We start from the raw sequence: 23,547 nt of genomic DNA, 5'->3' as shown, positions 1-23,547 counted from the left end.
TGCGCGTCGGGTCAGAGCTCGGATGGCCCGAAGGCGCTGCGACGCCGGCGGAGCGCGACCACACCGAGAGCCAGCAGGGCCAGGATGACAACACCGATCCCGATGTACTGGGCAGGGCTCGTCGATGCGGCTGCGGGTGCCGCAGGCCGCGCCGCCAGGGTCACGGGCGTGTCGGGCGCCGCCGCTGCTGCGGAGACGGTCTTGACCGCACCACCGCAGCCCGTCGCGGGGTGGTTGTCCAGGCCGCAGACCAGCCCCTTGTCGGTCCGCACGGTGGCCACGGCCGCGAGGACCTCGGCGCCAGTGGCTGCCGTCGGGACGAGCGCGCACTTCGCCACGGGGGCCGGCACCTGCGCGCCGTCCTCCTGGTCGGCGACACGGCCGTAGTCGATGACGACGGCGACGCGCTTCTTGCCACTCTCGGCCTTGGTGGCGCCGCAGACCGCGTCGAACGTGGGGTGGACCCGGGGGGCGCGCGTATCGGTCTCGCTGGCGAGCGCGAAGCGCCACCCCTCGACGGCGCCGTTGGCCGGAGTCAGCTGGTCGGGGCCTTTCGGTGCGAACTTCCACGACGACCCGCTGAGCTGGAAGTACCCCCAGAAGCGGTATGCCGCAGCATCGGCCGAGCCTGCTGGCACCACGAGGGCGGCTCCCAGGGCGGCGACGAGCGTGAACAAGAGCAGGGACGACCGCAGGCTGGCGCGCGCCATGTGCATTTCCTCCTCGCGACCGGCGAGAAGACGCACCCGCTGCGCGGGATCGTCTGTGACTCCGGTCCGCATTCCACGACGGACATAGTTGGAGTCGAAGGGCCTCGGCTGGTTTTCCGGCTTACCACCGACCGCCTCGGACGAGGCGGTCGGCAGCCTACGGTTGCGGGACAGCGCCGGAATGTGACCGGCTTACCCAGGGCGTGGCTGAATCGACGAACGAACCGTCCCACCCCACCGCGCTCCTGTCAAAGCCTGGTCCTAGGGTGTGGACCATGGCCGATGCATGGACCTGGACCTACCTCGACGCCGAGGGCCGCGAGCTCTCCGGCGGAGCGCTGGCGACCACGGAGTTCCCGTCACAGTCCGACGCGGAGAACTGGTTCGGCGAGAGCTGGCACGACCTGAGCGCGGCCGGCGTCGACGCCGTCACGCTGCTGCGGGACGGCGCGCCCGTCTACGGCCCGATGAGCCTGCGGCCCCCCGAGTAGCAGAATGACGGGTCCGCTGGGGTGACGGGTCAGCTGGGGTACTGACCGCGCTTGACCTGGGGGCGCGGCATCCGCGAGCGGCGCAGCTGGAAGCTGCGCATCGCCGCATACATCGCGAGCCCGCGCACCGTCTGGCCCGCGCCGAACTTCGCCACGAGCCGCTTCTTCAGCCGGCGCCACATGAGGAAACCGTCGACGATGGCGACGAGCAGCAGCGCGTAGACCCCCATGGACACGAACGCGAACACGAGGGGCGAGCGGATGAACGACAGCGCCAGCACGACCAGCATCACCGGCAGCATGAACTCGCCGAGGTTCCACCGGGCGTCGACGTAGTCGCGGACGTAGCGCTTCACCGGCCCCTTGTCGCGGGCAGGCAGGTTGGCGTCGTCCCCGGTGACCATGGCCTCGCGCTGCTTCAGCTGCGCCTGGCGGCGGTTGGTGCGTTCGACCTCGCGGGCAGCCTTGCGGTCGGTGACGACGAGCGGACGCTTGTTCGCGGCCTCCTGGTCGCGCCGCTTGGGCGTGGGCCTGTTCTTGGCGCCATCGCGCGGCTCGCGCAGAACCGTCTCGCTCTGCTGCTCCTGGAGGGTCTTGCTGCTACGTCCGAACACAGACCCACTGTATGCCGTGGCCGGGGCAGGCCCCGCATCGCGGCTCGGCGACGACGAGCACCCACCTGGGTCGCCTCGACCGTCCGGCTCACGGTCTAGGCTCACGCCTCGTGACCGACGACGTGCTGACGCCCGACCAGATCTCCGCTCTCAAGACCACGGTGGCCGGGCTCATGCCCGGCCTGCGCAAGGACCTCGAGGACCTCACCCGCATCCCGAGCGTCTCCCTCGACGCCTTCGACCAGGCTCAGGTCGAGGCGAGCGCCGAGGCCACCGCCGCCCTGTTGCGCGCCGAGGGTCTCGAGGTCGAGATCGTGCGCGAGGGCGGTCGTCCGGCCGTGATCGGCCACATCGACGGGCCGCAGGGCGCTCCCACCGTCATGCTCTACGCCCACCACGACGTGCAGCCTCCCGGCGCCGACGAGGACTGGGACAGCCCGCCCTTCGAGCCGACCGAGCGCGACGGCCGGCTCTATGGCCGCGGCGCCGCCGACGACAAGGCCGGGATCATGGCCCACCTCGCGGCCCTGCGTGCCCACACGGGCCAGCTGCCGGTCGGGGTGACCGTCTTCGTCGAGGGGGAGGAGGAGATCGGCTCCGACTCCCTGGCCACCATCCTCGAGCGCCACGGCGACCGGCTGCGGGCCGACGCCATCGTGCTGGCCGACTCGACCAACTGGGCGCTCGGCGAGCCTGCGCTCACGACGACCCTGCGCGGCCTGATCCGGGTCGTGGTCACGGTCACCACCTTGGACCACGGCATCCACTCGGGCATGTTCGGCGGCCCCGTGCCCGACGCTCTGACGACGCTGGTGCGGCTGCTGGCCACCTTCCACGACGAGGCCGGCGACGTGGCCGTGCAGGGGCTGAAGTCCGGCCACGCCGCCGACCTCGAGTTCGGAGAGGACCGCCTGCGCGAGGAGTCGGGCCTGCTCGACGGCGTCGGGGTGATCGGCACCGGCTCGCTGCTCGACCGGATGTGGGCCAAGCCCACCGCGACGGTCATCGGCCTCGACGCGCCGTCCGTCGCGAAGTCCTCCAACACCCTGGTCCCCACGGCCAGCGCCAAGGTCTCCATCCGCCTGGCTCCCGACGAGGTGCCCCTGGACGCGTATGCCGCGGTACAGCGGCACATCGAGGCGCACACCCCCTGGGGCGCGAAGGTCGAGGTCCACCTGGACGACCAGGGCGCCGGCTTCGACGCCGACGCAACCGGGCCGGTCTACGACCAGGCCCGGGCGGCGTTCACGGACGCCTGGGGTGTCGAGCCGGTCGACATCGGCGTCGGCGGCTCCATCCCGTTCGTCGCGGCCTTCGCCGAGAAGTTCCCGCAGGCGGCGATCCTCGTCACCGGCGTGGAGGACCCGGACACCCGGGCCCACGGGGCCAACGAGTCCCTGCACCTCGGCGAGTTCGAGAAGGTCTGCGTCGCCGAGGCCGTCCTGCTGGCGCGACTGGGCGCCATGAAGCGCTGACCGGCTAGGTTCGGCGGATGGCAGTGCAGACCCAGGGCTACGTGGAGCCCTCCTTCGAACGCGACACCCGCTACCTCACCGACCGCATCACCGCCGACGGCACCAGCCCATGGCCAGTCGAGGCCGGCCGGTACCGGCTCGTCGCCGCCCGGGCCTGCCCCTGGGCCAACCGGGCCATCATCGTGCGACGGCTGCTCGGTCTCGATGACGCCATCTCCATGGGTCTGTGCGGCCCCACGCATGACCAGGACAGCTGGACGTTCGACCTGGACCCCGGCGGCGTGGATCCCGTGCTCGGCATCCCGCGGCTGAAGGACGCCTACGAGCGACGCCAGCCGGGCTACCCGCGCGGCATCACGGTCCCGGCCATCGTCGACGTGCCGACCGGCCAGGTGGTGACCAACGACTTCGCCCAGATCACCCTCGACCTGTCGACGCAGTGGACCGCTTACCACCGCAGGGGGGCTCCGGACCTCTATCCCGAGGGCCAGCGGGACGAGATGGACGAGGTCATGCAGCGCGTCTACACCGAGGTCAACAACGGTGTGTACCGCTGTGGCTTCGCGGGTACCCAGGAGGCCTACGACGCGGCATACGAGCGGTTGTTCGCCGCCCTGGACTGGCTCGAGGAGCGCCTGGCCACCCAGCGCTTCCTCATGGGGGAGCGCATCACTGAGGCCGATGTCCGGCTGTTCACCACGCTCGCGCGGTTCGACCCCGTCTACCACGGCCACTTCAAGTGCAACCGCTCGAAGCTCACCGAGCTGCCGGTGCTGTGGGCCTACGCGCGCGACCTCTTCCAGACGCCTGGTTTCGGCGACACCACAGACTTCGTCCAGATCAAGCGGCACTACTACGTCGTCCACCACGACATCAACCCGACGGGGGTCGTCCCCGGCGGGCCCGACCTGCGCGGGTGGCTCACCCCTCATCACCGCGAACAGCTCGGCGGCTCCCCGTTCGGCGACGGCACGCCGCCCGGGCCGGTCCACGACAGCGAGCGCGTCCCCGAGGAGCACCGGCCATGACCAGTCCCATCGGCGCCAGCCGTCCCTACGACGTCGTGGTCTATGGCGCGACTGGGTTCGTCGGGCGGCTGCTTGCCGCCGATCTCGCGCAGCACGCACCCGAAGGCACGCGGGTCGCCCTCGCGGGGCGTTCACTCGCCAAGCTGGAGGCGGTGCGCGCCGAGCTGCCCAGCGCCGCGCACGACTGGCCGCTCGTCGTGGCAGATGCGGCGGACGAACGAGCCATGGCCGACCTGGCCGCCTCGACCACTGTCGTGGCGACGACCGTCGGGCCGTTCCTCAAGTACGGTCTGCCGCTCGCGCGCGCCTGCGCCGAGGCGGGCACGCACTACGCGGACCTCACCGGAGAGGTCCTGTTCGTGCGTCGCGTCGTCGACGAGTGTGACGAGACCGCTCGTCGCACGGGCGCCCGGATCGTCACGTCCTGCGGTTACGACTCGATCCCCTCCGACCTGGGCGTGCTCATGCTGCACGAGCGAGCGCGCCAGGACGGCGCTGGTGGTCTGCTGGACACCACGCTCCTGGCCCGCGCCAAAGGCGGCCTGTCGGGTGGCACCATCGACTCCTCGCGCACCCAGATCGACGAGGTCACGGCCGACCGGCGGCTCGCGAAGGTCGTCTTCGACCCCTACTCCCTGAGCCCCGACCGGGAGGCCGAGCCTCAGCTGGGCCCCGAGCACGACCCGCGCTCGGTGTTCGTCGATGCGGAGACCGGCCAGTGGGTCGGGCCGTTCGTCATGGCAGCCTTCAACACGCGAGTGGTCAGGCGTAGCAACGCACTTCGCGGCCACGACTACGGCCGCAGGTTCCGCTACCGCGAGCTGAGTGCATACGGCCGCGGCCTCAAGGGGCGTCGCCAGGCGATGCTCATGACGGGCGTCCTGGGTCTGGCGCTCAAGGCGCTCAGCGAGCCGCGCCTGCGCCCCTGGTTCGACCGCCTGGCACCCAAGCCCGGCGAGGGCCCCAGCGCGCAGAGCCGCGCTGCGGGCTGGTTCCGCATGGAGCTGCGCACGACCACTGAGACGGGCCGGCGCTACCGAGCCATCGTGGCGGCCGACGGTGACCCTGGCTATGCCGCGACGGCCGTGATGCTCGCAGAGTCGGCGCTGTGCTTGGCCCTGGACGGCGAACGCCTGCCTGCCTCGGCGGGAGCGCTGACCCCGGCGACCGCCATGGGTGACGCGCTCGTGGACCGGCTGCGCGCTCGCGGCTTCACGCTGACGGTCGAGGAGACCTGACCGGCGCGCCTCAGACGTCTTGGGCCCGACTCGCCCTGGGTTTCAGTCGCGCTGGGTCTCGCCGGGCAGCGCGAGCATCTGGTCGAGGGCGACGCGGGCATAGTGCGCCACCTCGTCGTCGACCCGGATCGGGTTGACGACCCGGCCCGCGACCAGCGACTCCAGTGCCCACACGAGGTGGGGCAGGTCGATCCGGTTCATCGTCGAGCAGTAGCAGACATTCTTCTCCAGGAAGGCGATCTGCTGCTCGGGGAACATGGCGCCCAGACGTCGCACCAGGTTGAGCTCGGTGCCGACCACCCACCGCGTGCCTGCCGGCGCCGCGGCGATCGTCGAGATGATGCGCTCCGTCGAACCGACCTCGTCGGCCGCTTGGACGACCTCGTGACGGCATTCGGGGTGCACGATCACCCGCACCCCGGGGATCTCGCGGCGGGCCTGCTCGACTGCCTCGACGCTGAACCGGCCGTGCACCGAGCAGTGCCCGCGCCACAGGATCATCGTCGCGTCCTGCAGCTCCTGGGGTGTCAGGCCGCCCATCGGCCGGTGCGGGTCGAAGACGACACAGCCGTCGAGAGAGCCGCCGAGGTCGCGGACGAAGGTGTTGCGGCCCAGGTGCTGGTCGGGCAGGAACAGCACCTTGCCGCCCTCGCCGGCCTGTTCCAGCGCCCAGGTCAGGGCGGTCTTGGCGTTGGAGGACGTGCAGATCGTGCCGCCGTGACGACCGGTGAAGGCCTTGATGGCGGCCGAGGAGTTCATGTACGTCACGGGAACGGTGCGGTTGGCGACCCCAACCTCGACCAGGTCGTCCCAGGCGTCCTCGACCTGGCGGATGGCGGCCATGTCGGCCATCGAGCACCCTGCCGCGAGGTCCGGCAGGATGACCGTCTGCTCGTCGCTGGTCAGGATGTCGGCCGACTCGGCCATGAAGTGGACGCCGCAGAACACGATGTAGGGGGCGTCGGGCCGGGCGGCAGCCTCCTTGGCCAGCTTGAACGAGTCGCCGGTCACGTCGGCGAACTCGATCACCTCGTCGCGCTGGTAGTGGTGTCCCAGCACGAACACTCGATCGCCCAGCGCCTCCTTCGCGGTACGGGCCCGCTCGACCAGCCCGGGGTCGGACGGCGCGGGCAGGTCACCGGGACACTCGACGCCGCGCTCACTGTGCAGGTCGGTGCCGCGCCCGAGGACGAGCAGGGGAAGCGGCGCGGTGCGTGGGGCGTCCGTGGAGGTGCTCACGTCCCGATCGTATGCCGCCGCTCAGAGCGGGTGGATCTTGGTGCTGTTCCGGGCCACGCTGACCATGATCTGGCCGAACCTGACCTCCATACGGTCGCCGGTGATGCGCACCACCGATCCGAGACCGTGCCGGTCGTGCGTGACGCGGTCGTTGACCTCGAACGGGTGGACCTCCGGCGTCGGCTGAGCCCGGAAGGGGCTGTTGGGCAGGTGCGGCTTGTTGGCCGATGAACGAGGGCGCATCCCACCAGTGTGGACCCGTTTGGCGAGTATGGCTGACAGTAGGGTCGCCTTACCCAGGCGTGTCCCGTGCTCAGCGGCTGCTGACAAGATGGCTCCGTGCACGTCGTCATCGCTCCGGACTGTTTCACCGGCACGCTCACCGCGCAGCAGGCCGCCGAAGCCATCGCCTCTGGTTGGCGCGAGGCCGCCCCCCACGACCTGTTGACCCTGCTGCCGCTGTCCGACGGGGGGCCCGGCTTCCTCGAGGTGCTGGGTGCGGCGTTCCCGCAGGCGGAGACCCTCGCCAGCACCGTCGCCGATCCGCTCGGTCGCGAGGTGCCGGCGGCTCTGACCCTGGTGGACCTGGACGGGAGGCGCACGGCCTACCTGGAGTCGGCGCAGGCGGCCGGCCTGCACCTGCTCGACGCCGACGAACGCAACCCCGCCGTCACGAGCACCTGGGGTGTGGGCCAGCTGCTCGATGTCGCGCTCGCGGCCGGGGCCACGCGCATCGTGGTCGGGCTCGGGGGCAGTGCGACCAACGACGGGGGAGCAGGGCTGCTCGCCGCCCTCGGGGCCGGCCCCGAGGGCGCCCTGGCCCGCGGCGGGCTGGCGCTGGCCGAGCTCTCCGACGATGCCCTGGCCGGTCTCCACGAGGTGCGCCAGCGGTTCGCCGGCGTGGAGCTCGTCCTCGCCACCGACGTGGACTCACCACTGCTGGGGCTGCAGGGCGCCAGCGCAGTGTTCGCGCCGCAGAAGGGCGCGTCTCCCGAGCTGGCCCAGGCCCTGGAGGGTGCCCTGGGGCGGTATGCCGAGGTCGTCCGCCGCACGGTTCCCGAGCCCACGGACCTGCTCACCGGCAAGCCGCGACGTCTCGACAAGGAGCCCGGTGCAGGGGCGGCCGGAGGCCTCGGCTACGCCCTGTACCTGCTGGGTGGGACGAGGGTCAGCGGCGTCGAGGAGGTGCTGCGCGCCGTCGGCTTCCGCGACCTCGCCGCCGCTGCCGACCTGGTCGTCACGGGTGAGGGGTGCTTCGACTGGTCCAGCCTGCAGGGCAAGGTCGTCGCCGGGGTCGCCGCGACGGCCCTCGAGACCGCCACGCCGAGCGTCGTCATCGCCGGGCAGACGCTGGTGGGGCGGCGCGAGGCGATGACCTTGGGGCTGTCGGGCACCTATGCGGTCGCCGAGACGCCGGCTCAGCTGGAGGCGGCGATGGCTGACCCGGTGGGCACGTTGCGCGCTCGGGCGGTCCGGGTCGCCGCCACCTGGTCCCCCTCGCGCTGACCACGACGTACAGTGGGAACTGCGCGGGGAACAATCCGCGCGAACCGTGGGTTGGCTCTGATGGCCCCCTCCACCGACATGAAGGACGCATCACCATGAGTGTTCAGGACCAGACCGCTCCGGCGAGCGACACCACGACGCAGGCCGCCGAGACCTCGCACGGCGTGCTCCTCACCGATGTCGCCGCTGCCAAGGTCAAGTCCCTGCTCGAGCAGGAGGGCCGCGACGACCTCCGACTGCGCGTCGGCGTGCAGCCCGGTGGCTGCTCGGGGCTCATCTACCAGCTCTACTTCGACGAGCGCACGCTCGACGGTGACCTGGTGCGCGACTTCGACGGTGTCGAGGTCGTCGTCGACCGCATGAGTGCCCCCTACCTCGAGGGCGCCAGCATCGACTTCGCCGACACCATCGAGAAGCAGGGCTTCACCATCGACAACCCCAACGCGGGCAGCTCCTGCGCCTGCGGCGACTCCTTCAGCTGACCCAGCCCGCTTCGAGCCCGGCGCCGTATCGCTCAGCGATACGGCGCCGGGCTCAGCGGTACTCGGGGTTCGGGTAGTCGAACCGCGCGCCGGCGTCCCACTCGGTGCGCTGGTTGCCACCCACCGGGAACCCTCCCGCGTCGCGCAGCAGCCGCGCGAGGTGCATGAGGTTCCACGTCATGAACGTCGTGTTTCGCTGGGTGAACTCGTTCTCCGGGCCGCCGCTGCCGGGGTCGAGGTAGGACGGACCCGGCCCGGCCTCGCCGATCCACCCGGCGTCCGCGCCCGGTGGGATGGCGAAGCCGATGTGCTGGAGGCTGTAGAGGACGTTCGAGGAGCAGTGCTTGATGCCGTCCTCGTTCCCCGTGATGATGGCGCCGCCCACCTTGCCGTAGTAGACGTACTGGCCACTCGCGTTGGTCATGGACGAACCGGCATACAGCCGCTCGATCACCCGCTTGGTGACGCTGGAGTTGTCGCCGAGCCAGATGGGTCCGGCCAGCACGAGGATGTCGCTGGTCAGCAGGCGCGCAAAGATCGTCGGCCACTCGTCGCGCTCCCAGCCGTGCTCGGTCATGTCGAGATAGACGCCCGTGGCGATGTCGTGGTCGACCGCCCGGATCACCTCGACCTCGACACCGTGCTTGGCCATGATCGAGGCGCTGATGTCGACCAGGGCCTGGGTGTTGCTGGTCTCGGGGGACCGCTTGAGCGTGCAGTTGACGAACGTCGCTCGCAGTCCGCCGAAGTCGAACTCTCGGATCGCTGACTCAGTCATGGGGCGAGCCTACGCAGCGAGTGCAGCCTGGGTGCGGTCAAGCGGGTAGGTTTCCAGGGTGCAGATAGCCATCACTGGATCCATTGCCACCGACCACCTCATGACCTTCCGCGGCAGGTTCCGCGACTCCCTCGTCGTAGAACAGCTCGACAAGGTCTCGCTGTCCTTCCTGGCCGACGACCTCGAGGTGCGCCGCGGCGGCGTGGCCGCCAACATCGCGTTCGGCATGGCCGGGCTCGGTCAGCGTCCGATCCTGGTGGGTGCGGTCGGCGAGGACTTCGCGGACTACCGCAGCTGGCTCGAGCGACACGGCGTCGACTGCGTGTCGGTGCACGTGTCCGAGTCCAAGCACACCGCGCGGTTCGTGTGCACGACGGACGAGGACATGGCGCAGATCGCCACGTTCTATGCCGGTGCCATGAGCGAGGCGCGCGGCATCGAGCTGGGCCCCATCGCGGAGCGGGTCGGCGGCCTGGACCTGGTCGTCGTGGGCGCCAACGACCCGGAGGCCATGCTTCGCCACACCCGTGAATGCCGCTCTCGGGGCATCCCGTTCGCCGCCGACCCGAGCCAGCAGCTGGCCTTCGCCGACGGCGAGACCATCCGCGAGCTCATCGACGGAGCGGACTACCTGCTGACCAACGAGTACGAAGCGGCGCTGACGGAGAAGAAGACCGGCTGGACCTCTGAGGAGATCGCCGCGCGCGTCACCACCCGCGTCATCACCAAGGGCAAGGACGGCGTCGTCATCGAGCGGCGGGGAGAGGCCCCCGTCGAGGTGTCGGTGGCACGCGAGGTGCGCCGCGCCGATCCCACCGGTGTCGGCGACGCCTTCAGGGCCGGCTTCCTGACCGGCCTGGCGGCCGACCTGGGGCTGCGCCATGCCGCCGAGCTCGGGTCGATGCTGGCCACCTATGTCATCGAGACGGTGGGCACCCAGGAGTACACCCTCGGCAAGGAGCGCTTCCTGCGCCGCCTGGCCGAGGCCTACGGACAGGAGTCCGCGGACGCCATCGCCCCGCACATCACCTGTATCGCGCCGTAACGGCCGGGCTCTCGTCCATCACCGACAGTGACCGACCGTGAGCGGCGGATGCGCGACCCGGTAGAGCCGCCGCAGACCCCGTGGGACTTCGACCTGAGCACCGTCGCGGACGGCGAGGACCTGGTGGCGCTCGGCGGTGACCTGCGGCCGGGCACCGTGCTCGCGGCATACCGCAGCGGGGTGTTCCCGATGGGGGTCGGCGAGCACGGCTCGCGGCCGTTGGGCTGGTGGTCCCCTGACCCGAGGGGGGTCCTGCTCCGGGGCGGGGTGCACGCGAGCCGGTCGCTGCGCAAGGCCATGCGCGGTTTCGAGATGCGGGCCGACACCGCGTTCCGTGAGGTGGTCGAAGCGTGTGCCGACCCCTCACGCGAAGGCGGCTGGATCACCCCCGAGATCGTCGACGCCTATGCCGAGCTGCACGCACTGGGCTGGGCGCACAGCATCGAGACCTGGCAGGACGGCGAGCTCGTGGGTGGGTTGTACGGACTCGCCATCGGTGGCCTGTTCGCGGGGGAGTCGATGTTCCACCGTGCCCGGGACGCGTCCAAGGCGGCCGTGGTCGCGCTGGCGGATACCGTGTTCGCCGACGGCGACCCTCGCCGCATCGTGGACGTCCAGTGGGCCACTGACCACCTGCGGTCGCTGGGCGTGGTCACGGTCAGCCGGCAGGCCTATCTGGCGCGCCTCCAGGACGCGCTGCGGCTGCCTCCGCCGCCGTTCGTCCTTCCGCGTCGGCCGGGGTGATCCTGACCCGGTATGCCGTGTGGCCGCCGCCCTCGGCGACCCCACCGTCGGCGGCCCGGTCGAGGGCGCCCAGGTACTCCTGACCGCGGAGCCGGCACCACGCCGGGATGTCTGACCTGGCGGCCGGGTCGGTGGCCAGCACCTCCACCACCTCGACGCCCCCGACGGAGCGGGCGTGAGCGGCGAGCCGGATCACCGGTAGCGGGCAGCGCAGCCCGCGCGCGTCGACGACCGCGTCGGGCGCACTCGCGAACGCGTCGGGACCGGGGGAGGAGGTCACAGGTTCCGCGCTCCCAGCTCGGCCCGCACCTCGGCGACGACCTCGGGGAGCGCCACGGCGAGGCGCTCGACGGCCGAGGCCCGCTCAGGCGCCACGGCGGCGAGGGGCAGGGTCACCCGGAGGTTGCCGTGGGTCAGGGCTCCCATGGCCGCCAGGACGTGGCTCGGCTCGAGCGTGCTGCTGGTGCATGCCGACCCGGAGGCGACGGCGACCCCGCGGCGGTCCAGCGCCCGCACCAGGGCCTCGCCGTCGGTGTAGAGCGCCGAGAACGTCACGATGTGCGGCAGCCGACCGACGGGGTCGCCCACCACCTCGGTGTCGGGCACGGCCGCGGCCGCCGCCCGGAGGCGGTCGACGAGGGCGAACGCCTCGCGCTCGTCGGTGGCGCGGGTGGCCTCGGTCTGCTGCCAGGCCTCGGCGGCCGCCAGAACGAGAGGCAGCCAGGGCGTATGCCGGGTAGGCCCCGTCAGCGCCTCGTCGGGATCGGCGGCCCCGGGCAGCGACCAGCGGGTCCGCTCGGGCAGGATCACGAGCCCGACCCCACCTGGACCGCCCCACGAGCGGGCATCCGCGACCATGACGTCGTAGCGCTCCGGTGGCGCGGTGCGGCCGAGCGAGGCCTGAGCGTCCACGACCAGGGGGACACCGGCGCGGGCGGCGGCCTCGGCCGCCTGGGCGATCGGCTGCAGCGTGCCCACCTCGGCGTTGCCATGCTGGAGGGCGGCCACCACGACTGCAGGGTCCTGAAGGGCCTCGGTCAGGGCGTCGAGATGCACCCGCCCGCGGGCGTCGACGGGCACCTCGTGAAGGCGGGCTGCCGCGTCGCGGTTCAGCCGGTCGCGAGCCGGGACGAGGAAGGCCGAGTGCTCGACGGCCGAGGCGACCATGCCGGACCCGCGGCGGCGCGCGGCGTGCAGGAGCCCGTCGACCGCCAGTCGTGCAGCAGCGACACCATCGGGGGCGAAGCAGACCTCAGATGGGCGCACTCCCAACCCTGCGGCGAGGACCTCCCGGCTCTGGTCGAGCAGCATGCGAGCGGTCCGTGCCTCGGCATACAGGCGCCGTGGGTCCGCCCAGCCGGCCTCGATCGCCGCCATCAACGTCTGCGTCGCCTGGGGGTGCACAGGACCACTCGCCGCGTCGAGAAGGGCCCGGGGGACAGTGGGTTCGGCCACACCTCGACGTTAGCCGCACCCTGACCGGCCCAGGGGCGGGGGCTGGAGTAGGGTTTGGCGCGATGGCCCCTCACTGCTTCGAAGAAGGTGCACCGTTGCGTCAGCATGACGTCTCTGCGCCGCGCCCACACCGGCGGCGGACCCTCGTCAGGACGGCGACCACGGCATCCCTCGCCGCGCTCGTCGTGCTCGCCCTTTCCGGCTGCGCCGGCCGTGTCCAGGACGGGTTCCTGCCTCGGGCGGTCACCCAGAACGGCCAGCACGTCACCAACCTCTGGGTGGGCGCCTGGATCGCCGCCCTCGGCGTCGGTGTCCTCGTCTGGGGCCTGATCCTGTGGTGCGTCGTGGCCTACCGCCGGCGCCCCGACGACACCGAGCTGCCGGTCCAGCTGCGCTACAACGTGCCGCTGGAGATCCTCTACACCGTCGTCCCGGTGTTCATGATCGCCGTGCTCTTCTACTACACCGCGCACGACGAGGCGACCCTGCTCGACACGTCCAAGCACCCGGACGTCGTGGTCAACGTGATCGGCAAGAAGTGGAGCTGGGACTTCAACTACGTCAACGAGAAGACGTACGAGGCGGGCACCCAGGCTGAGCTCACGGGCAAGCCGGGGGCCGAGGCCTCGCTGCCGACCCTCTACCTGCCGGTCAACAAGCGGGTCGAGTTCGTGCTGACCTCGCGGGACGTCATCCACTCGTTCTGGGTGCCGGCCTTCCTCCAGAAGCTCGACGTGATCCCGGGGCTCGTCAACAAGTTCCAGGTGGTCCCGACGCAGACGGGTGACTTCAGGGGCAAGTGCGCGGAGCTCTGCGGTGCCTACCACTCGGACATGCTCTTCAACGTCAAGGTCGTCGACCAGGCCACCTATGAGCAGCACATCGCCGACCTCAAGGCCAAGGGCAACACCGGCCAGCTCGACAACAGCCTCAACCCAGAAAAGATCATGAACCAAGACCAGAGCAGCGTTCCGAGCGCAGGGGGGCAGTGATGGCAGCCGTCACCGACACCTCGTCGACCTACTACCGGTCGACCCAGGCCACCTCCACCCGGCGGCTGACCAAGGGCCAGACCGTGGTGAAGTGGCTCACGACGACGGACCACAAGGTCATCGGCAACCTCTACTTCATCACCTCGTTCGCGTTCTTCATGTTCGGTGGTGTGCTGGCGCTGCTCATCCGCGCCGAGCTCTTCCAGCCGGGCCTGCAGGTCGTCGACAACCCCGAGCAGTTCAACCAGCTGTTCACCATGCACGGCACGATCATGCTGCTGCTGTTCGCCACGCCCCTGTTCGCCGGGTTCGCCAACGCGCTGATGCCCATCCAGATCGGCGCGCCGGACGTCGCCTTCCCGCGGCTGAACATGTTCGCGTACTGGCTCTACCTCTTCGGTGGCCTGATCGCGTCCGCCGGGTTCCTCACGCCGTCCGGCGCCGCGTCGTTCGGCTGGTTCGCCTACTCGCCGCTGTCCGACGCCAGCAACAGCCCCGGAGCCGGCGGTGACCTGTGGGTCTTCGGTCTCGCGCTCGGTGGTTTCGGCACGATCCTTGGTGCGGTCAACTTCATCACCACGATCATCTGCATGCGCGCCCCCGGCATGACGATGTTCCGGATGCCCATCTTCACCTGGACCATCCTGATCACGAGCCTGCTCGTGCTCATGGCCTTCCCGGTGCTGGCCTCGGCGCTGCTCGCGCTGGGTGCGGACCGCAAGTTCGGTGCCCACGTCTTCCAGGCGGAGAACGGCGGGCCGATGCTGTGGCAACACATGTTCTGGTTCTTCGGCCACCCAGAGGTCTACATCATCGCGCTGCCGTTCTTCGGCATCATCTCCGAGATCCTGCCGGTGTTCTCGCGCAAGCCGATCTTCGGCTACAAGACGCTCGTGTTCGCCACGATCGGCATCGCAGCCCTGTCGGTGACCGTGTGGGCCCACCACATGTACGCCACGGGTCAGGTCCTGCTGCCGTTCTTCTCGGTGATGACCATGCTCATCGCCGTGCCGACCGGAGTGAAGTTCTTCAACTGGATCGGCACGATGTGGGGGGGCAAGCTGTCCTTCGAGACGCCCATGCTCTGGGCCATCGGCTTCCTCATCACGTTCCTCTTCGGTGGCCTGACCGGCATCATCCTGTCCAGCCCGGCGCTCGACTTCCACCTGTCCGACACCTACTTCGTGGTGGCTCACTTCCACTACGTCGTGTTCGGGACCGTCGTGTTCGCGATGTTCGGTGGCTTCTACTTCTGGTGGCCCAAGTTCACCGGGCGCATGCTCGACGAGCGCCTGGGCAAGTGGCACTTCTGGATGTTGTTCATCGGCTTCCACACCACCTTCCTGATCCAGCACGTGCTCGGCGTGGACGGCATGCCCCGTCGATACGCGGACTACCTGCCCGAGGACGGCTTCACCTGGATGAACCAGGTGTCGACAGCAGGCGCCTTCCTGCTGGCCGCGTCGACGCTGCCGTTCCTCTACAACGTATGGAAGACGTGGCGCACGGCGCCGCTGGTGGAGACGGACGACCCGTGGGGCTACGGCGCCTCGCTGGAGTGGGCCACGTCGTGCCCGCCTCCGCGGCACAACTTCGACTCCATCCCCCGGATCCGCTCCGAGCGCCCCGCGTTCGACCTGCACCACCCGGAGGTCACCCACATGGCGAGCCTGATGGCCGACCCCGACACGCTGACCCGCATCGTCGGGCCGGCCCAGCAGGGCGAGGGCCTGCACCCGCACCACACGGGTGACCTCGACCGTCCCGACCAGCATGGCCGTTACCACGAGGAGCGCGACTGACGATGAAGATCGAGTACAAGCTCTTCGTCGTCCTAGCCGCCTTCTTCGCGCCTCTGGGCGTGATCTACGGCTACTTCACCCACTGGCGCGAGCCGGTCGGCCCCGCAGGGCTCTTCCTCTCCTCGGGCCTGGGCATCATGATCGCCTTCTACCTGTGGATCACCGGTCGCCGCCTGCCCGAGCGCCCCGAGGACAACCCCGCGGGTGAGATCGCCGAGCAGGAGGGGGAGTACGGCTTCTTCAGCCCCCACTCCTGGTGGCCGCTGCCACTCGCCGGGGCCGCAGCGCTCTGCTTCCTGGGAGTGGCCATCGGCTGGTGGCTGTTCATCATCGGCGCCGCCCTGGGCGTGGTCGCTCTGGTGGGCTGGACCTTCGAGTACTTCAAGGGCCCGCACGCCGTCTGAGCGCCCCTCGCGGTCCCCTCGTGCTCCTCGCGGTTCGCGTCGTTGTCATGACGCCCATGCTGAACGGGTAGACTGGGGCAGGCTGGCCGCCTCCCGAGGCGGCCGCCATATGGGGGGCCGCCGGCTAGGAGGCCGGACGCCGAGCACAGGAGCGCACACGTGGTAGGTATGACACGACGGCCTCGGGCACTGTCCGCTGCCCTGACGATGGTCGCTGTGGCGACGTTGGCGGCAGCCTGCCAAGGGGTCTCCGTGACGCCGTCGGCGCACGACTCCAGCCAGTCATCCGCGCCCGCACCGTCCGCGTCGTCCTCAGCCACCGCCCAGCCGGCCCAGCTGGTCATCGCGCCCGCCGATCGGGCCACCGGTGTCCTGCCCACCCAGACCGTCACCGTCAAGGCGACGACCGGTACGGTCGACCACGTCACGGTCGCCGACGCCACCGGCAAAGCCGTGCCCGGGTCGACCGACAGCTCGGGCACGTGGATCTCCAGCGCTCGCCTGGCTCCCAGCACCACCTACACGGTCACCGCCAAGTCCACCGGGCCCGACGGTGGGGCATCGAGCACCACGACCAGCACCTTCACCACGCTGGTGCCCAAGGTCGTCGCCACCTACGGCATCCTCAACTCCGGTGACACCGTCGGCATCGGCATGCCGGCCAGCATCCAGTTCGACACGGCGGTGGCCACCAAGGCCATGCGCGCTCAGATCGAGAAGCTCGTCAAGATCACAGTCTCGCCCGCCCAGAAGGGCTCATGGGGGTGGCTCGACAGCCGTCAGCTGATGTGGCGCCCGGCGACCTACTGGCAGCCAGGCACCACGGTGACGGTCGACGCGCCGCTGACCGGCGTCCAGACCGGCGCGGACAAGTGGATCGCTCACGACGACCACGCCAGCTTCACCGTCGGCTCGGCGATGGTCAGCCGGGTCAACATCCAGACACACATGATGACGGTGACCCGAGGCGGCCAGGTCATCAAGACGATCCCGGTGAGCACCGGGCGGCCGGGGCCCCTCACGGAGACGCGCTCGGGGGTGAAGGTGATCATCCGCAAGGAGGGCAAGATCACCATGGACTCCACGACCATCGGTATCCCCAAGGGCGACCCGAACTACTACAAGATCGACACCCAGTGGAACCTGCGCTTGACCTGGACCGGGGAGTACATCCACTCCGCGCCGTGGTCGGTGGACAGTCAGGGCACCGCCAACGTCTCGCACGGCTGCACGAACATGTCGCCGGCGAATGCCGAGTGGATGTTCAACAACTCCAAGGTCGGTGACATCGTCATCTTCACCGGCTCGAACCGCCCGTTCCTGCCCACCGAGGGCATCGGGGTGTGGCAGTACACCTTCGCAGGCTGGCAGCACCAGAGCGCGCTGGTCTGAGCGCGATCGCTCGTCGAAGGTCCCCGCTAGTCCCAGCCGAGCTCGTGCAGGCGCGCCTCGTCAATGCCGAAATGGTGCGCGATCTCGTGGACCACGGTGACGGCGATCTCTGCACGTAGCTCCGCACGGTCCCGGCACATCCGCGTCAGGGGTCCCCGGAACACCGTGATCCGGTCGGGCAGCGATCCGGCCCAGCCGTCGCCACGAGCCGTCAGTGGCGTCCCCTCGTAGAGTCCGAGCAGGTCGGGCTCGCCGGCCGTGGGCTCGTCCTCGATGAGGAAGACCACGTTGTCGAGCAGCCCCATGAGCTCCGAGGGGACGGCATCCAGCGCGTCCGCGACGGCGTCCTCGAAGTCCCGCGCGTCCATCTCCACGCCACCCAGCGTGTCACGTGCCGACGGGTGCCACGGCACCCAGCTGTCAGGCGCACAGACAGGTATGCCGCCCACTCCGGGGAGCGGGCGGCATACCTGGAGCCGTTTTGGGCTGGAACGGTGGTGCGCCTCAGTGGCGCTCGGAGGACTCCAGCTCGTGCTGGGTGGCCTGCGAGCCGGTGCCCGACCCGTTGCCGGACTCGATTGCCTCGGCGCCGTGACCGTCGTGGTGGGCGGCGGCGAGCTCGGCGGGCGTGGGAGCCTCGATGCGGTCGCTGAAGTAGAAGTGCGACAGGCGGGCGCGCAGCTTCTCCTTGCGGGCTGTGGGGGAGGCCACGCCGTTCTCGTCGGTGGCGGCCCCGAGCTCGAGCGGGCGGTGCACGTCGTGCTGCACCAGGCTCCAGCGGGTGTAGGGGTCCAGCGCCTCGTGCTGCTCGAAGAAGCGGCCGTCCGCAGTGCGGATGATGCGGCCGGTCTCCCGCCCGTGCAGGACGAGGTCGCGGTCGCGACGCTGCAGCGACAGGCAGATCCGCTTGGTCACCCAGTAGGCGATGGGCGGGGCTACGAACACCGCTGCACGCAGGACGTGGGTGATGTCGTTGATCGACAAGTGCAGCTTGGTGGCCATGATGTCGTTGCCGGCCGCGAACATGAGCACGCCGTAGAAGGTCATCGCTGCCATGCCCAGGCCCGTGCGGGTGGGGTTGTTGCGAGGCCGGTCGAGCAGGTGGTGCTCGCGCTCGTCGCCGGTGACCCAGCGCTCGAGGAACGGGTAGGCCGCCATGAGGCCGTACATCACCGGGATGAGCAGGATCGCGCCGATCATCACGTTGAAGGAGAACGTGAACCCGAAGGCGGTGAACTCCAGGAAGCCAGGAAGCAGACGCAGTGCCCCGTCGGCGAAGCCCATGTACCAGTCGGGTTGGGCACCCGCCGTCACCGGACTCGGGTCATAGGGACCGTAGGCCCAGATGGGGTTGATCGTGACCAGGGCGGAAATGAGGGCGATGACACCGAAGACGATGAAGAAGAAGCCGCCGGCCTTCGCGGCATACACCGGCATCACGGGGTAGCCGACGACGTTGTCGTTGGTCTTGCCGGGGCCCGGGTACTGGGTGTGCTTGTGGACGAAGACCAGGCCGATGTGAGCGGTGAAGAGCCCCACGAGGATGGCCGGCAGCAGCAGGATGTGTACGGAGTACAGGCGCGGGATGATCGCCTCGCCCGGGAACGGCCCGTCGAAGACGAAGTACGACAGGTACGAGCCCAGCACGGGGACCGAGCGCATGAAGCCCTCCGCCGCGCGCAGACCCGTGCCCGAGAGCAGGTCGTCCGGCAGCGAGTAGCCGGCGAAGCCCTCCACGAGGGCGAGCATCGACAGGATCGAGCCGATGACCCAGTTGATCTCACGCGGCTTGCGGAAGGCGCCGGTGAAGAAGACCCGGAGCATGTGCACCGAGAGGGACACGATGAACATCAGCGCGGCCCAGTGGTGGATCTGCCGGATGAGCAGGCCACCGCGGATGTCGAAGGAGATATCGACCGTGGAGCGGTAGGCCTCTGACATGGTCACGCCGCGCAGGGGCAGGAAGGAGCCGTCATAGATGACCTGCCCGCCGCTCGGAACGAACCAGAAGGTCAGGAACGTGCCGGAGAGCAGGCAGATGATCATGGAGTACATGGCCACTTCGCCGAGCATGAAGGACCAGTGGTCGGGGAAGACCTTCTTCATGAGGTACCCGACCGGCTTGGCCGCGCCGGTGCGGTCGTCCAGCCAACCGGCGACGCCGCCGATGGCCTTGGCTCCCGGGCCCGGAGGCGCCTTCGGAGCGGGGTCGTCTGCCCGGAGACGGTCGACGGGGTCGTGGTTCGCGGTGCCGTGGTTCACGGTGTCGGCGGTGCTCATGAGTGTCCTCGCTCGAAGAAGCTCGGGCCGACGGCTTCGCGGAAGGGAGCATCGGCCACGAGGTAGCCCTCGGAGTCAACGGTGATCTTGAGCTGGGGGAGCGGTCGCTTGGCCGGCCCGAAGATCACCTTGCAGTCCTGCGTCACGTCGAAGGTCGACTGGTGGCAGGGGCACAGCAGGTGGTGCGTCTGCTGCTCGTAGAGACCGACAGGGCAGCCCACGTGGGTACAGATCTTGGAGTAGGCGACGATGCCGTCGTGACCCCAGTCGCGTTCCTTCTGGGGCTTGATGTCCTCGGGGTTGAGGCGCATGAGGAGAACGGCCGCCTTGGCCTTGTCCTCGAGGACGTGCTGGGACTCGTTGATCGACTCCGGAAGCACGTGGTAGACCGATCCGATCGTCACCTGGTCGGCGCGGATGGGGGTCCGCTCGGGGTCGCGGACCAGCCGGATGCCCTTCTTCCAGATGGTGGTCGACAGGCCGTTGCCGGGCAGCGGCCCGAGACCGCCGACCAGGGGGAGCACGAGCGGCAGGGCGAAGAGGCCGAGCGCGCCACCCAGGGAGTACTTGATGAGCGGGCGGCGGTTGATCTGCGCAGCCTCGCCACCCTCGGTGAGGTTGTCGATCACCCGCTGACGGTCAGCGTCAGACGCGCGCTGAGGGTGACGCATCTCGACCATCTCGGTGTCGGGCATCAGCGTCTTGGCCCAGTGCACGGCTCCGACACCGATACCCAGGAGGGCGATCGCCATCGAGGTGCCCAGCACGACGTTGTAGAGGTTCGCCTTACCGATGCCGGGCAGGAACGTGGCGTGGTCCGGGCTGATCGCGAAGTACGCGACGACGAAGACGATCGTGGCCAGGCTGGAGAGCCCGAACAGGGTCGCGACCTGCCTCTCGGCGCGCTTGGCGGCCTTCTCGTCGAGGTCGGCCATGCGGGGCACGTGCGGGGGTAGGCCCGGGTTCTGGAACCGCTCGGGGAGGCCGCCGGTGCCCTCGATGTGGCCCTGGTCGAGGCGGACGGCGTTGGCGCCATAGCCGTCGGTGCTGTGGACGACCTCGCGGGAGGCGGTGTCGTGTTCACTCATCGGTTGATCCTGTCGTGACGTCATTAGGCGGCCTTCTTCCCGAGCCAGACCGCGAACGCGACCATGAGGCCAAGGCCGAAGACCCAGGCGAACAGGCCCTCGGAAACGGGGCCGATGTTGCCGAGGTTCATGCCACCGACATTCTCCTCCTGGTCGACCGAGTGCAGGTAGGCGATGATGTCGTTCTTGGCCTGAGGGGAGATGTTGTCGTCGTTGAAGACGGGCATCGACTGCGGCCCGGTGACCATGGCCTCGTAGATGTGCTTGCCGGAGACGTTGCGCAGGCTGGGCGCGAACTTGCCGCGGGTCAGGGCGCCACCGGAGCCGGCGAAGTTGTGGCACATCGCGCAGTTCACCCGGAACAGCTCACCGCCCATGGCGACGTTGCCGCCCTGGCCACTGACCGACTGGCTGTCCGGGATGGCCGGGCCGGGGGCAAGGGAGGCGACGTAGGCCGCGAGCGCGGCGATCTCGTCGTTGCTGAACTGGACCCGCTGCTTGGGGGCCTGCACGTCAGGCTTGGCCAACGGCATACGCCCCGTGCCCACCTGGAAGTCCACGGCAGCGGCGCCGACGCCGGCCAGGGAAGGGGCAACCTTGCTGCCCTGGGCCTGCAGGCCGTGACAGGTGGCGCAGTTGGCGAGGAAGAGCTTCTTGCCCAGTCCGACCTGGTCGACGCCGGAGGCGGAGGCCTGTGCGGGGCGCGGGGCCAGGACCGAGTAGGCGAGGCCGGTCACGACCAGCCCCAGCAGGATGAGCACGGCGATCGCGGCCGGGTGTCGGCGGCGGGCGGCCAAGGCGTTCACGATGCGGTCCTGTCGGTCGTCACGGGCAGGGCGGGGGAGGCGGGAGTGGTGGTCGGCATCCGGCGACTCACTTCAGGAGGTAGATCGTCGCGAACAGGGCGATCCACACCACGTCGACGAAGTGCCAGTAGTACGAGGTCACCACCGCACCGGCCGCTTGGGCATGGCTGTAGTGGCGGGTCGTGAACGTGCGGCCGATGATCAGGAGGAAGGCCAACAGGCCGCCGGTCACGTGCAGGGCGTGGAAGCCGGTGGTCAGGTAGAACACCGAGCCGTAAGCGTTGGCCGACAGGGTGATGTTGTCGTGCGTGAGGTTGGAGTACTCCAGGACCTGACCGGACACGAAGACCGCGCCGAAGAGGTAGGTCAGGACGTACCACTCGCGCATGCCCCATTCCTTGACGGACAGGAGGCTGGCCGCACCGCGGTGGGCCTTGCCGTGCTCCGCCGCGTGAACGCCGAGCTGGCACCAGACGGACGAGATCACGAGCACCAGCGTGTTGACCGTCGCGTAGGGGACGTTGAGCTTGCCCGTCTCCGTGGACCACAGCGAAGGCTCGACCGACCGGATCGTGAAGTACATCGCGAAGAGCCCCGCGAAGAACATCAGCTCGCTGGCCAGCCACACGATCGTGCCGACGGAGACCATGTTGGGCCGGGAGACCGGACCGTGACCGGGAATGGTCGCGGGGCGGGGAGAGTCTGAGGTCACTGCGGATGCTGTCGCCACGTGAGCATTATTGCCATATTCCCCACGCGGCACACCGTCGACCCCCCGTCGAGGGCCCGAGCGTGGGCAATCCCACGCTACGGGCCTCACCTGTGGGCGCCCCAGGGCCCCACCTGTGGGTGACCTGGGGTCTCACCTCTGAGCCACCTGGAGGGGTCTCACGCCTGCCCCGGTAGCATCTGCCGCATGACCGCTTCGCACGCGCCCGCCACCGACACCGCCCTCGCGGGGGCGACCCCGGTCCGCCAGATCTCGGTGCTCCTCTACAGCGACGACCGCACCACGCGCGACGAGGTGCGAGTTGCCGTGGGACGACGCCCGGCGCGCGACGTCGAGGTGACCGCCTGGCGCGAGTGCGCGACGAGTGCGGCCGTGATCGAGGCGGTCGAGGCATCCCATTTCGACCTGCTCATCCTCGACGGCGAGGCTGCCCCCGTGGGTGGTCTGGGACTGTGCCGCCAGCTGAAGAACGAGATCTTCCAGTGCCCGCCGATCCTGGTCCTCACCGGGCGCCCTCAGGACGGCTGGCTGGCCACCTGGTCCCTGGCCGACGTGGCCGTGCCGCACCCGCTCGACCCCGTGGCCCTCGCTGGTGCGGTGGCTGAGCTGGGTCGCCGCGGGTCCGTCCGCGCCGGTTAGACCATGACGGCCGACCAGCCGACGTCTTCCCCGACCCGCACGACTGCCAGCTGGCCCGACCTGCTGAGCATGCTGCTGCGGCGCGAGGACCTCAGCACCGCTCAGGCGGCCTGGGCCATGCACGAGGTCATGTCCGGTGAGGCGACACCCGTCCAGCTGGCCGGCTTCCTCGTCGCGCTGCGTGCCAAGGGTGAGAGCGTCGAGGAGCTGCGGGGGCTGGCCGACGTCATGCTGGAGCACGCCCACCGCATCGAGGTGGCAGGTCCGAGCCTCGACATCGTCGGGACGGGTGGCGACCGCGCCCACACTGTCAACATCTCCACGATGGCTGCGGTCGTCATCGCCGCGTGCGGCATCACCGTCGTCAAGCACGGCAACCGGGCCGCGTCCTCGAGCTCGGGCTCAGCGGACGTGCTCGAAGCCCTCGGGGTCGACCTGACGTTGAGCCCCGAACGCGTCGAGCAGGTCGCCCGTGAGGCCGGCATCACGTTCTGTTTCGCCCAGACGTTCCACCCGGCGATGCGCCACGCCGCCGCCGCACGTGGGGGACTGGGGGTCGGCACCGCGTTCAACGCCCTGGGGCCGCTGACCAACCCGGCACAACCCACG

Annotated in this window: 26 protein-coding genes and 1 riboswitch; of the genes, 14 read left to right on the top strand and 12 right to left on the bottom strand. The window is 69.8% G+C overall.

The window, feature by feature from the left end; translation table 11 throughout:
• Window positions 1-11 precede the first annotated feature (11 nt).
• Window positions 12-710 carry an SCO2322 family protein gene (locus VGN50_RS04930; RefSeq protein WP_327443562.1) on the bottom strand — a complete coding sequence of 233 codons (699 nt, stop codon included), beginning with the start codon at window positions 708-710 and terminating at the stop codon, window positions 12-14.
• Window positions 711-799: 89 nt separating this feature from the next.
• Window positions 800-967: riboswitch (cobalamin riboswitch) on the bottom strand.
• An 18-nt stretch (window positions 968-985) separates the two neighbouring features.
• Here VGN50_RS04930 and VGN50_RS04925 point away from each other — a divergent pair.
• Window positions 986-1,201: a hypothetical protein gene (locus VGN50_RS04925; protein ID WP_327443561.1), complete on the top strand. Its 216-nt coding sequence runs from the start codon at window positions 986-988 to the stop codon at window positions 1,199-1,201.
• Between the two features lie 29 nt (window positions 1,202-1,230).
• On the opposite strand, the gene VGN50_RS04920 is transcribed toward VGN50_RS04925, so the two are convergent.
• A complete protein-coding gene (locus VGN50_RS04920) occupies window positions 1,231-1,815 on the bottom strand; it encodes a DUF3043 domain-containing protein (protein WP_327443560.1) in 585 nt (194 codons plus the stop codon).
• Between the two features lie 110 nt (window positions 1,816-1,925).
• Here VGN50_RS04920 and VGN50_RS04915 point away from each other — a divergent pair, with 110 nt between their 5' ends.
• Genes VGN50_RS04915 through VGN50_RS04905 form a run of 3 tightly spaced genes read left to right on the top strand, consistent with a single transcriptional unit; the run spans window position 1,926 to window position 5,556 of the window.
• Window positions 1,926-3,290, top strand: coding sequence for a dipeptidase (locus VGN50_RS04915; RefSeq protein WP_327443559.1), 1,365 nt, complete (start codon window positions 1,926-1,928; stop codon window positions 3,288-3,290).
• A 17-nt stretch (window positions 3,291-3,307) separates the two neighbouring features.
• The gene (locus VGN50_RS04910) at window positions 3,308-4,318 is read left to right on the top strand and encodes a glutathione S-transferase family protein (RefSeq protein WP_327443558.1); all 1,011 of its coding nucleotides are present in this window, start codon (window positions 3,308-3,310) and stop codon (window positions 4,316-4,318) included.
• A complete protein-coding gene (locus VGN50_RS04905; protein ID WP_327443557.1) occupies window positions 4,315-5,556 on the top strand; it encodes a saccharopine dehydrogenase family protein in 1,242 nt (413 codons plus the stop codon). Before VGN50_RS04910 ends, VGN50_RS04905 begins: the two co-directional genes overlap by 4 nt.
• 42 nt (window positions 5,557-5,598) lie before the next feature.
• On the opposite strand, the gene nadA is transcribed toward VGN50_RS04905, so the two are convergent.
• Both nadA and VGN50_RS04895 read right to left on the bottom strand, forming a co-directional pair.
• Window positions 5,599-6,795, bottom strand: a complete 1,197-nt coding sequence (nadA, locus tag VGN50_RS04900) for a quinolinate synthase NadA (protein WP_327443556.1) — start codon at window positions 6,793-6,795, stop codon at window positions 5,599-5,601.
• A gap of 21 nt (window positions 6,796-6,816) precedes the next feature.
• Window positions 6,817-7,038: a hypothetical protein gene (locus VGN50_RS04895; protein ID WP_327443555.1), complete on the bottom strand. Its 222-nt coding sequence runs from the start codon at window positions 7,036-7,038 to the stop codon at window positions 6,817-6,819.
• A 96-nt stretch (window positions 7,039-7,134) separates the two neighbouring features.
• On the opposite strand from VGN50_RS04895, the gene VGN50_RS04890 reads away from it, so the two are divergent.
• Both VGN50_RS04890 and erpA read left to right on the top strand, forming a co-directional pair.
• A complete protein-coding gene (locus VGN50_RS04890) occupies window positions 7,135-8,301 on the top strand; it encodes a glycerate kinase (RefSeq protein WP_327443554.1) in 1,167 nt (388 codons plus the stop codon).
• 95 nt (window positions 8,302-8,396) lie between these two features.
• A complete protein-coding gene (gene erpA / locus VGN50_RS04885) occupies window positions 8,397-8,783 on the top strand; it encodes an iron-sulfur cluster insertion protein ErpA (RefSeq protein WP_327443553.1) in 387 nt (128 codons plus the stop codon).
• A gap of 52 nt (window positions 8,784-8,835) precedes the next feature.
• Here the strand turns inward: erpA and VGN50_RS04880 are convergent, their stop codons facing one another.
• Window positions 8,836-9,561: a flavodoxin family protein gene (locus VGN50_RS04880; protein ID WP_327443552.1), complete on the bottom strand. Its 726-nt coding sequence runs from the start codon at window positions 9,559-9,561 to the stop codon at window positions 8,836-8,838.
• Between the two features lie 58 nt (window positions 9,562-9,619).
• Between VGN50_RS04880 and VGN50_RS04875 the strand changes: the two genes are divergently transcribed.
• Complete coding sequence (locus VGN50_RS04875; RefSeq protein ID WP_327443551.1) at window positions 9,620-10,606, top strand: carbohydrate kinase family protein; 987 nt, start codon at window positions 9,620-9,622, stop codon at window positions 10,604-10,606.
• Window positions 10,607-10,654: 48 nt separating this feature from the next.
• Entirely contained in the window at window positions 10,655-11,350 is a 696-nt protein-coding gene (gene aat / locus VGN50_RS04870; protein ID WP_327443550.1) for a leucyl/phenylalanyl-tRNA--protein transferase, read from the top strand.
• Here the strand turns inward: aat and VGN50_RS04865 are convergent.
• Entirely contained in the window at window positions 11,265-11,630 is a 366-nt protein-coding gene (locus VGN50_RS04865; protein ID WP_327443549.1) for a sulfurtransferase TusA family protein, read from the bottom strand. The genes aat and VGN50_RS04865 overlap by 86 nt on opposite strands.
• On the bottom strand, window positions 11,627-12,805 hold the full coding sequence (locus VGN50_RS04860; protein ID WP_327443548.1) for a cysteine desulfurase family protein: 1,179 nt from the start codon (window positions 12,803-12,805) through the stop codon (window positions 11,627-11,629). Before VGN50_RS04860 ends, VGN50_RS04865 begins: the two co-directional genes overlap by 4 nt.
• A gap of 95 nt (window positions 12,806-12,900) precedes the next feature.
• Between VGN50_RS04860 and coxB the strand changes: the two genes are divergently transcribed.
• From coxB to VGN50_RS04840, 4 genes are all read left to right on the top strand, one after another.
• Window positions 12,901-13,797 (top strand): cytochrome c oxidase subunit II, encoded by an 897-nt coding sequence (gene coxB, locus VGN50_RS04855; RefSeq protein ID WP_327443547.1) that lies wholly within the window; start codon window positions 12,901-12,903, stop codon window positions 13,795-13,797.
• Window positions 13,797-15,599, top strand: coding sequence for a cytochrome c oxidase subunit I (gene ctaD, locus VGN50_RS04850; protein WP_327443546.1), 1,803 nt, complete (start codon window positions 13,797-13,799; stop codon window positions 15,597-15,599). The genes coxB and ctaD overlap by 1 nt, the downstream gene beginning before the upstream one ends.
• A gap of 2 nt (window positions 15,600-15,601) precedes the next feature.
• A complete protein-coding gene (locus tag VGN50_RS04845; RefSeq protein WP_327443545.1) occupies window positions 15,602-16,003 on the top strand; it encodes a cytochrome c oxidase subunit 4 in 402 nt (133 codons plus the stop codon).
• A 168-nt stretch (window positions 16,004-16,171) separates the two neighbouring features.
• On the top strand, window positions 16,172-17,395 hold the full coding sequence (locus VGN50_RS04840; RefSeq protein ID WP_327443544.1) for a L,D-transpeptidase: 1,224 nt from the start codon (window positions 16,172-16,174) through the stop codon (window positions 17,393-17,395).
• 26 nt (window positions 17,396-17,421) lie between these two features.
• On the opposite strand, the gene VGN50_RS04835 is transcribed toward VGN50_RS04840, so the two are convergent.
• The 5 genes from VGN50_RS04835 to VGN50_RS04815 all read right to left on the bottom strand — a co-directional run bounded on the left by VGN50_RS04835 (window position 17,422) and on the right by VGN50_RS04815 (window position 22,281).
• Window positions 17,422-17,763, bottom strand: coding sequence for a metallopeptidase family protein (locus VGN50_RS04835; RefSeq protein WP_327443635.1), 342 nt, complete (start codon window positions 17,761-17,763; stop codon window positions 17,422-17,424).
• Window positions 17,764-17,899: 136 nt separating this feature from the next.
• Entirely contained in the window at window positions 17,900-19,675 is a 1,776-nt protein-coding gene (locus tag VGN50_RS04830) for a ubiquinol-cytochrome c reductase cytochrome b subunit (protein WP_327443543.1), read from the bottom strand.
• Window positions 19,672-20,763, bottom strand: coding sequence for a ubiquinol-cytochrome c reductase iron-sulfur subunit (locus tag VGN50_RS04825; RefSeq protein WP_327443542.1), 1,092 nt, complete (start codon window positions 20,761-20,763; stop codon window positions 19,672-19,674). The genes VGN50_RS04830 and VGN50_RS04825 overlap by 4 nt, the downstream gene beginning before the upstream one ends.
• Window positions 20,764-20,786: 23 nt before the next feature.
• The gene (locus VGN50_RS04820; protein ID WP_327443541.1) at window positions 20,787-21,569 is read right to left on the bottom strand and encodes a cytochrome c; all 783 of its coding nucleotides are present in this window, start codon (window positions 21,567-21,569) and stop codon (window positions 20,787-20,789) included.
• Between the two features lie 67 nt (window positions 21,570-21,636).
• A complete protein-coding gene (locus VGN50_RS04815; RefSeq protein WP_327443540.1) occupies window positions 21,637-22,281 on the bottom strand; it encodes a heme-copper oxidase subunit III in 645 nt (214 codons plus the stop codon).
• A 204-nt stretch (window positions 22,282-22,485) separates the two neighbouring features.
• Between VGN50_RS04815 and VGN50_RS04810 the strand changes: the two genes are divergently transcribed.
• Both VGN50_RS04810 and trpD read left to right on the top strand, forming a co-directional pair.
• Window positions 22,486-22,938, top strand: coding sequence for a response regulator (locus VGN50_RS04810; RefSeq protein WP_327443539.1), 453 nt, complete (start codon window positions 22,486-22,488; stop codon window positions 22,936-22,938).
• Between the two features lie 3 nt (window positions 22,939-22,941).
• On the top strand, window positions 22,942-23,547 hold a 606-nt coding region (gene trpD, locus VGN50_RS04805), incomplete at its 3' end, for an anthranilate phosphoribosyltransferase (protein ID WP_327443538.1).

Origin of the sequence: Pedococcus sp. (assembly GCF_036000045.1) — a bacterium.
Classification (GTDB): Bacteria; Actinomycetota; Actinomycetes; order Actinomycetales; family Dermatophilaceae; genus Pedococcus.
The sequence above is the reverse complement of the archived record's forward strand: the minus strand, read 5'-3'. Positions and strand labels throughout refer to the sequence as shown.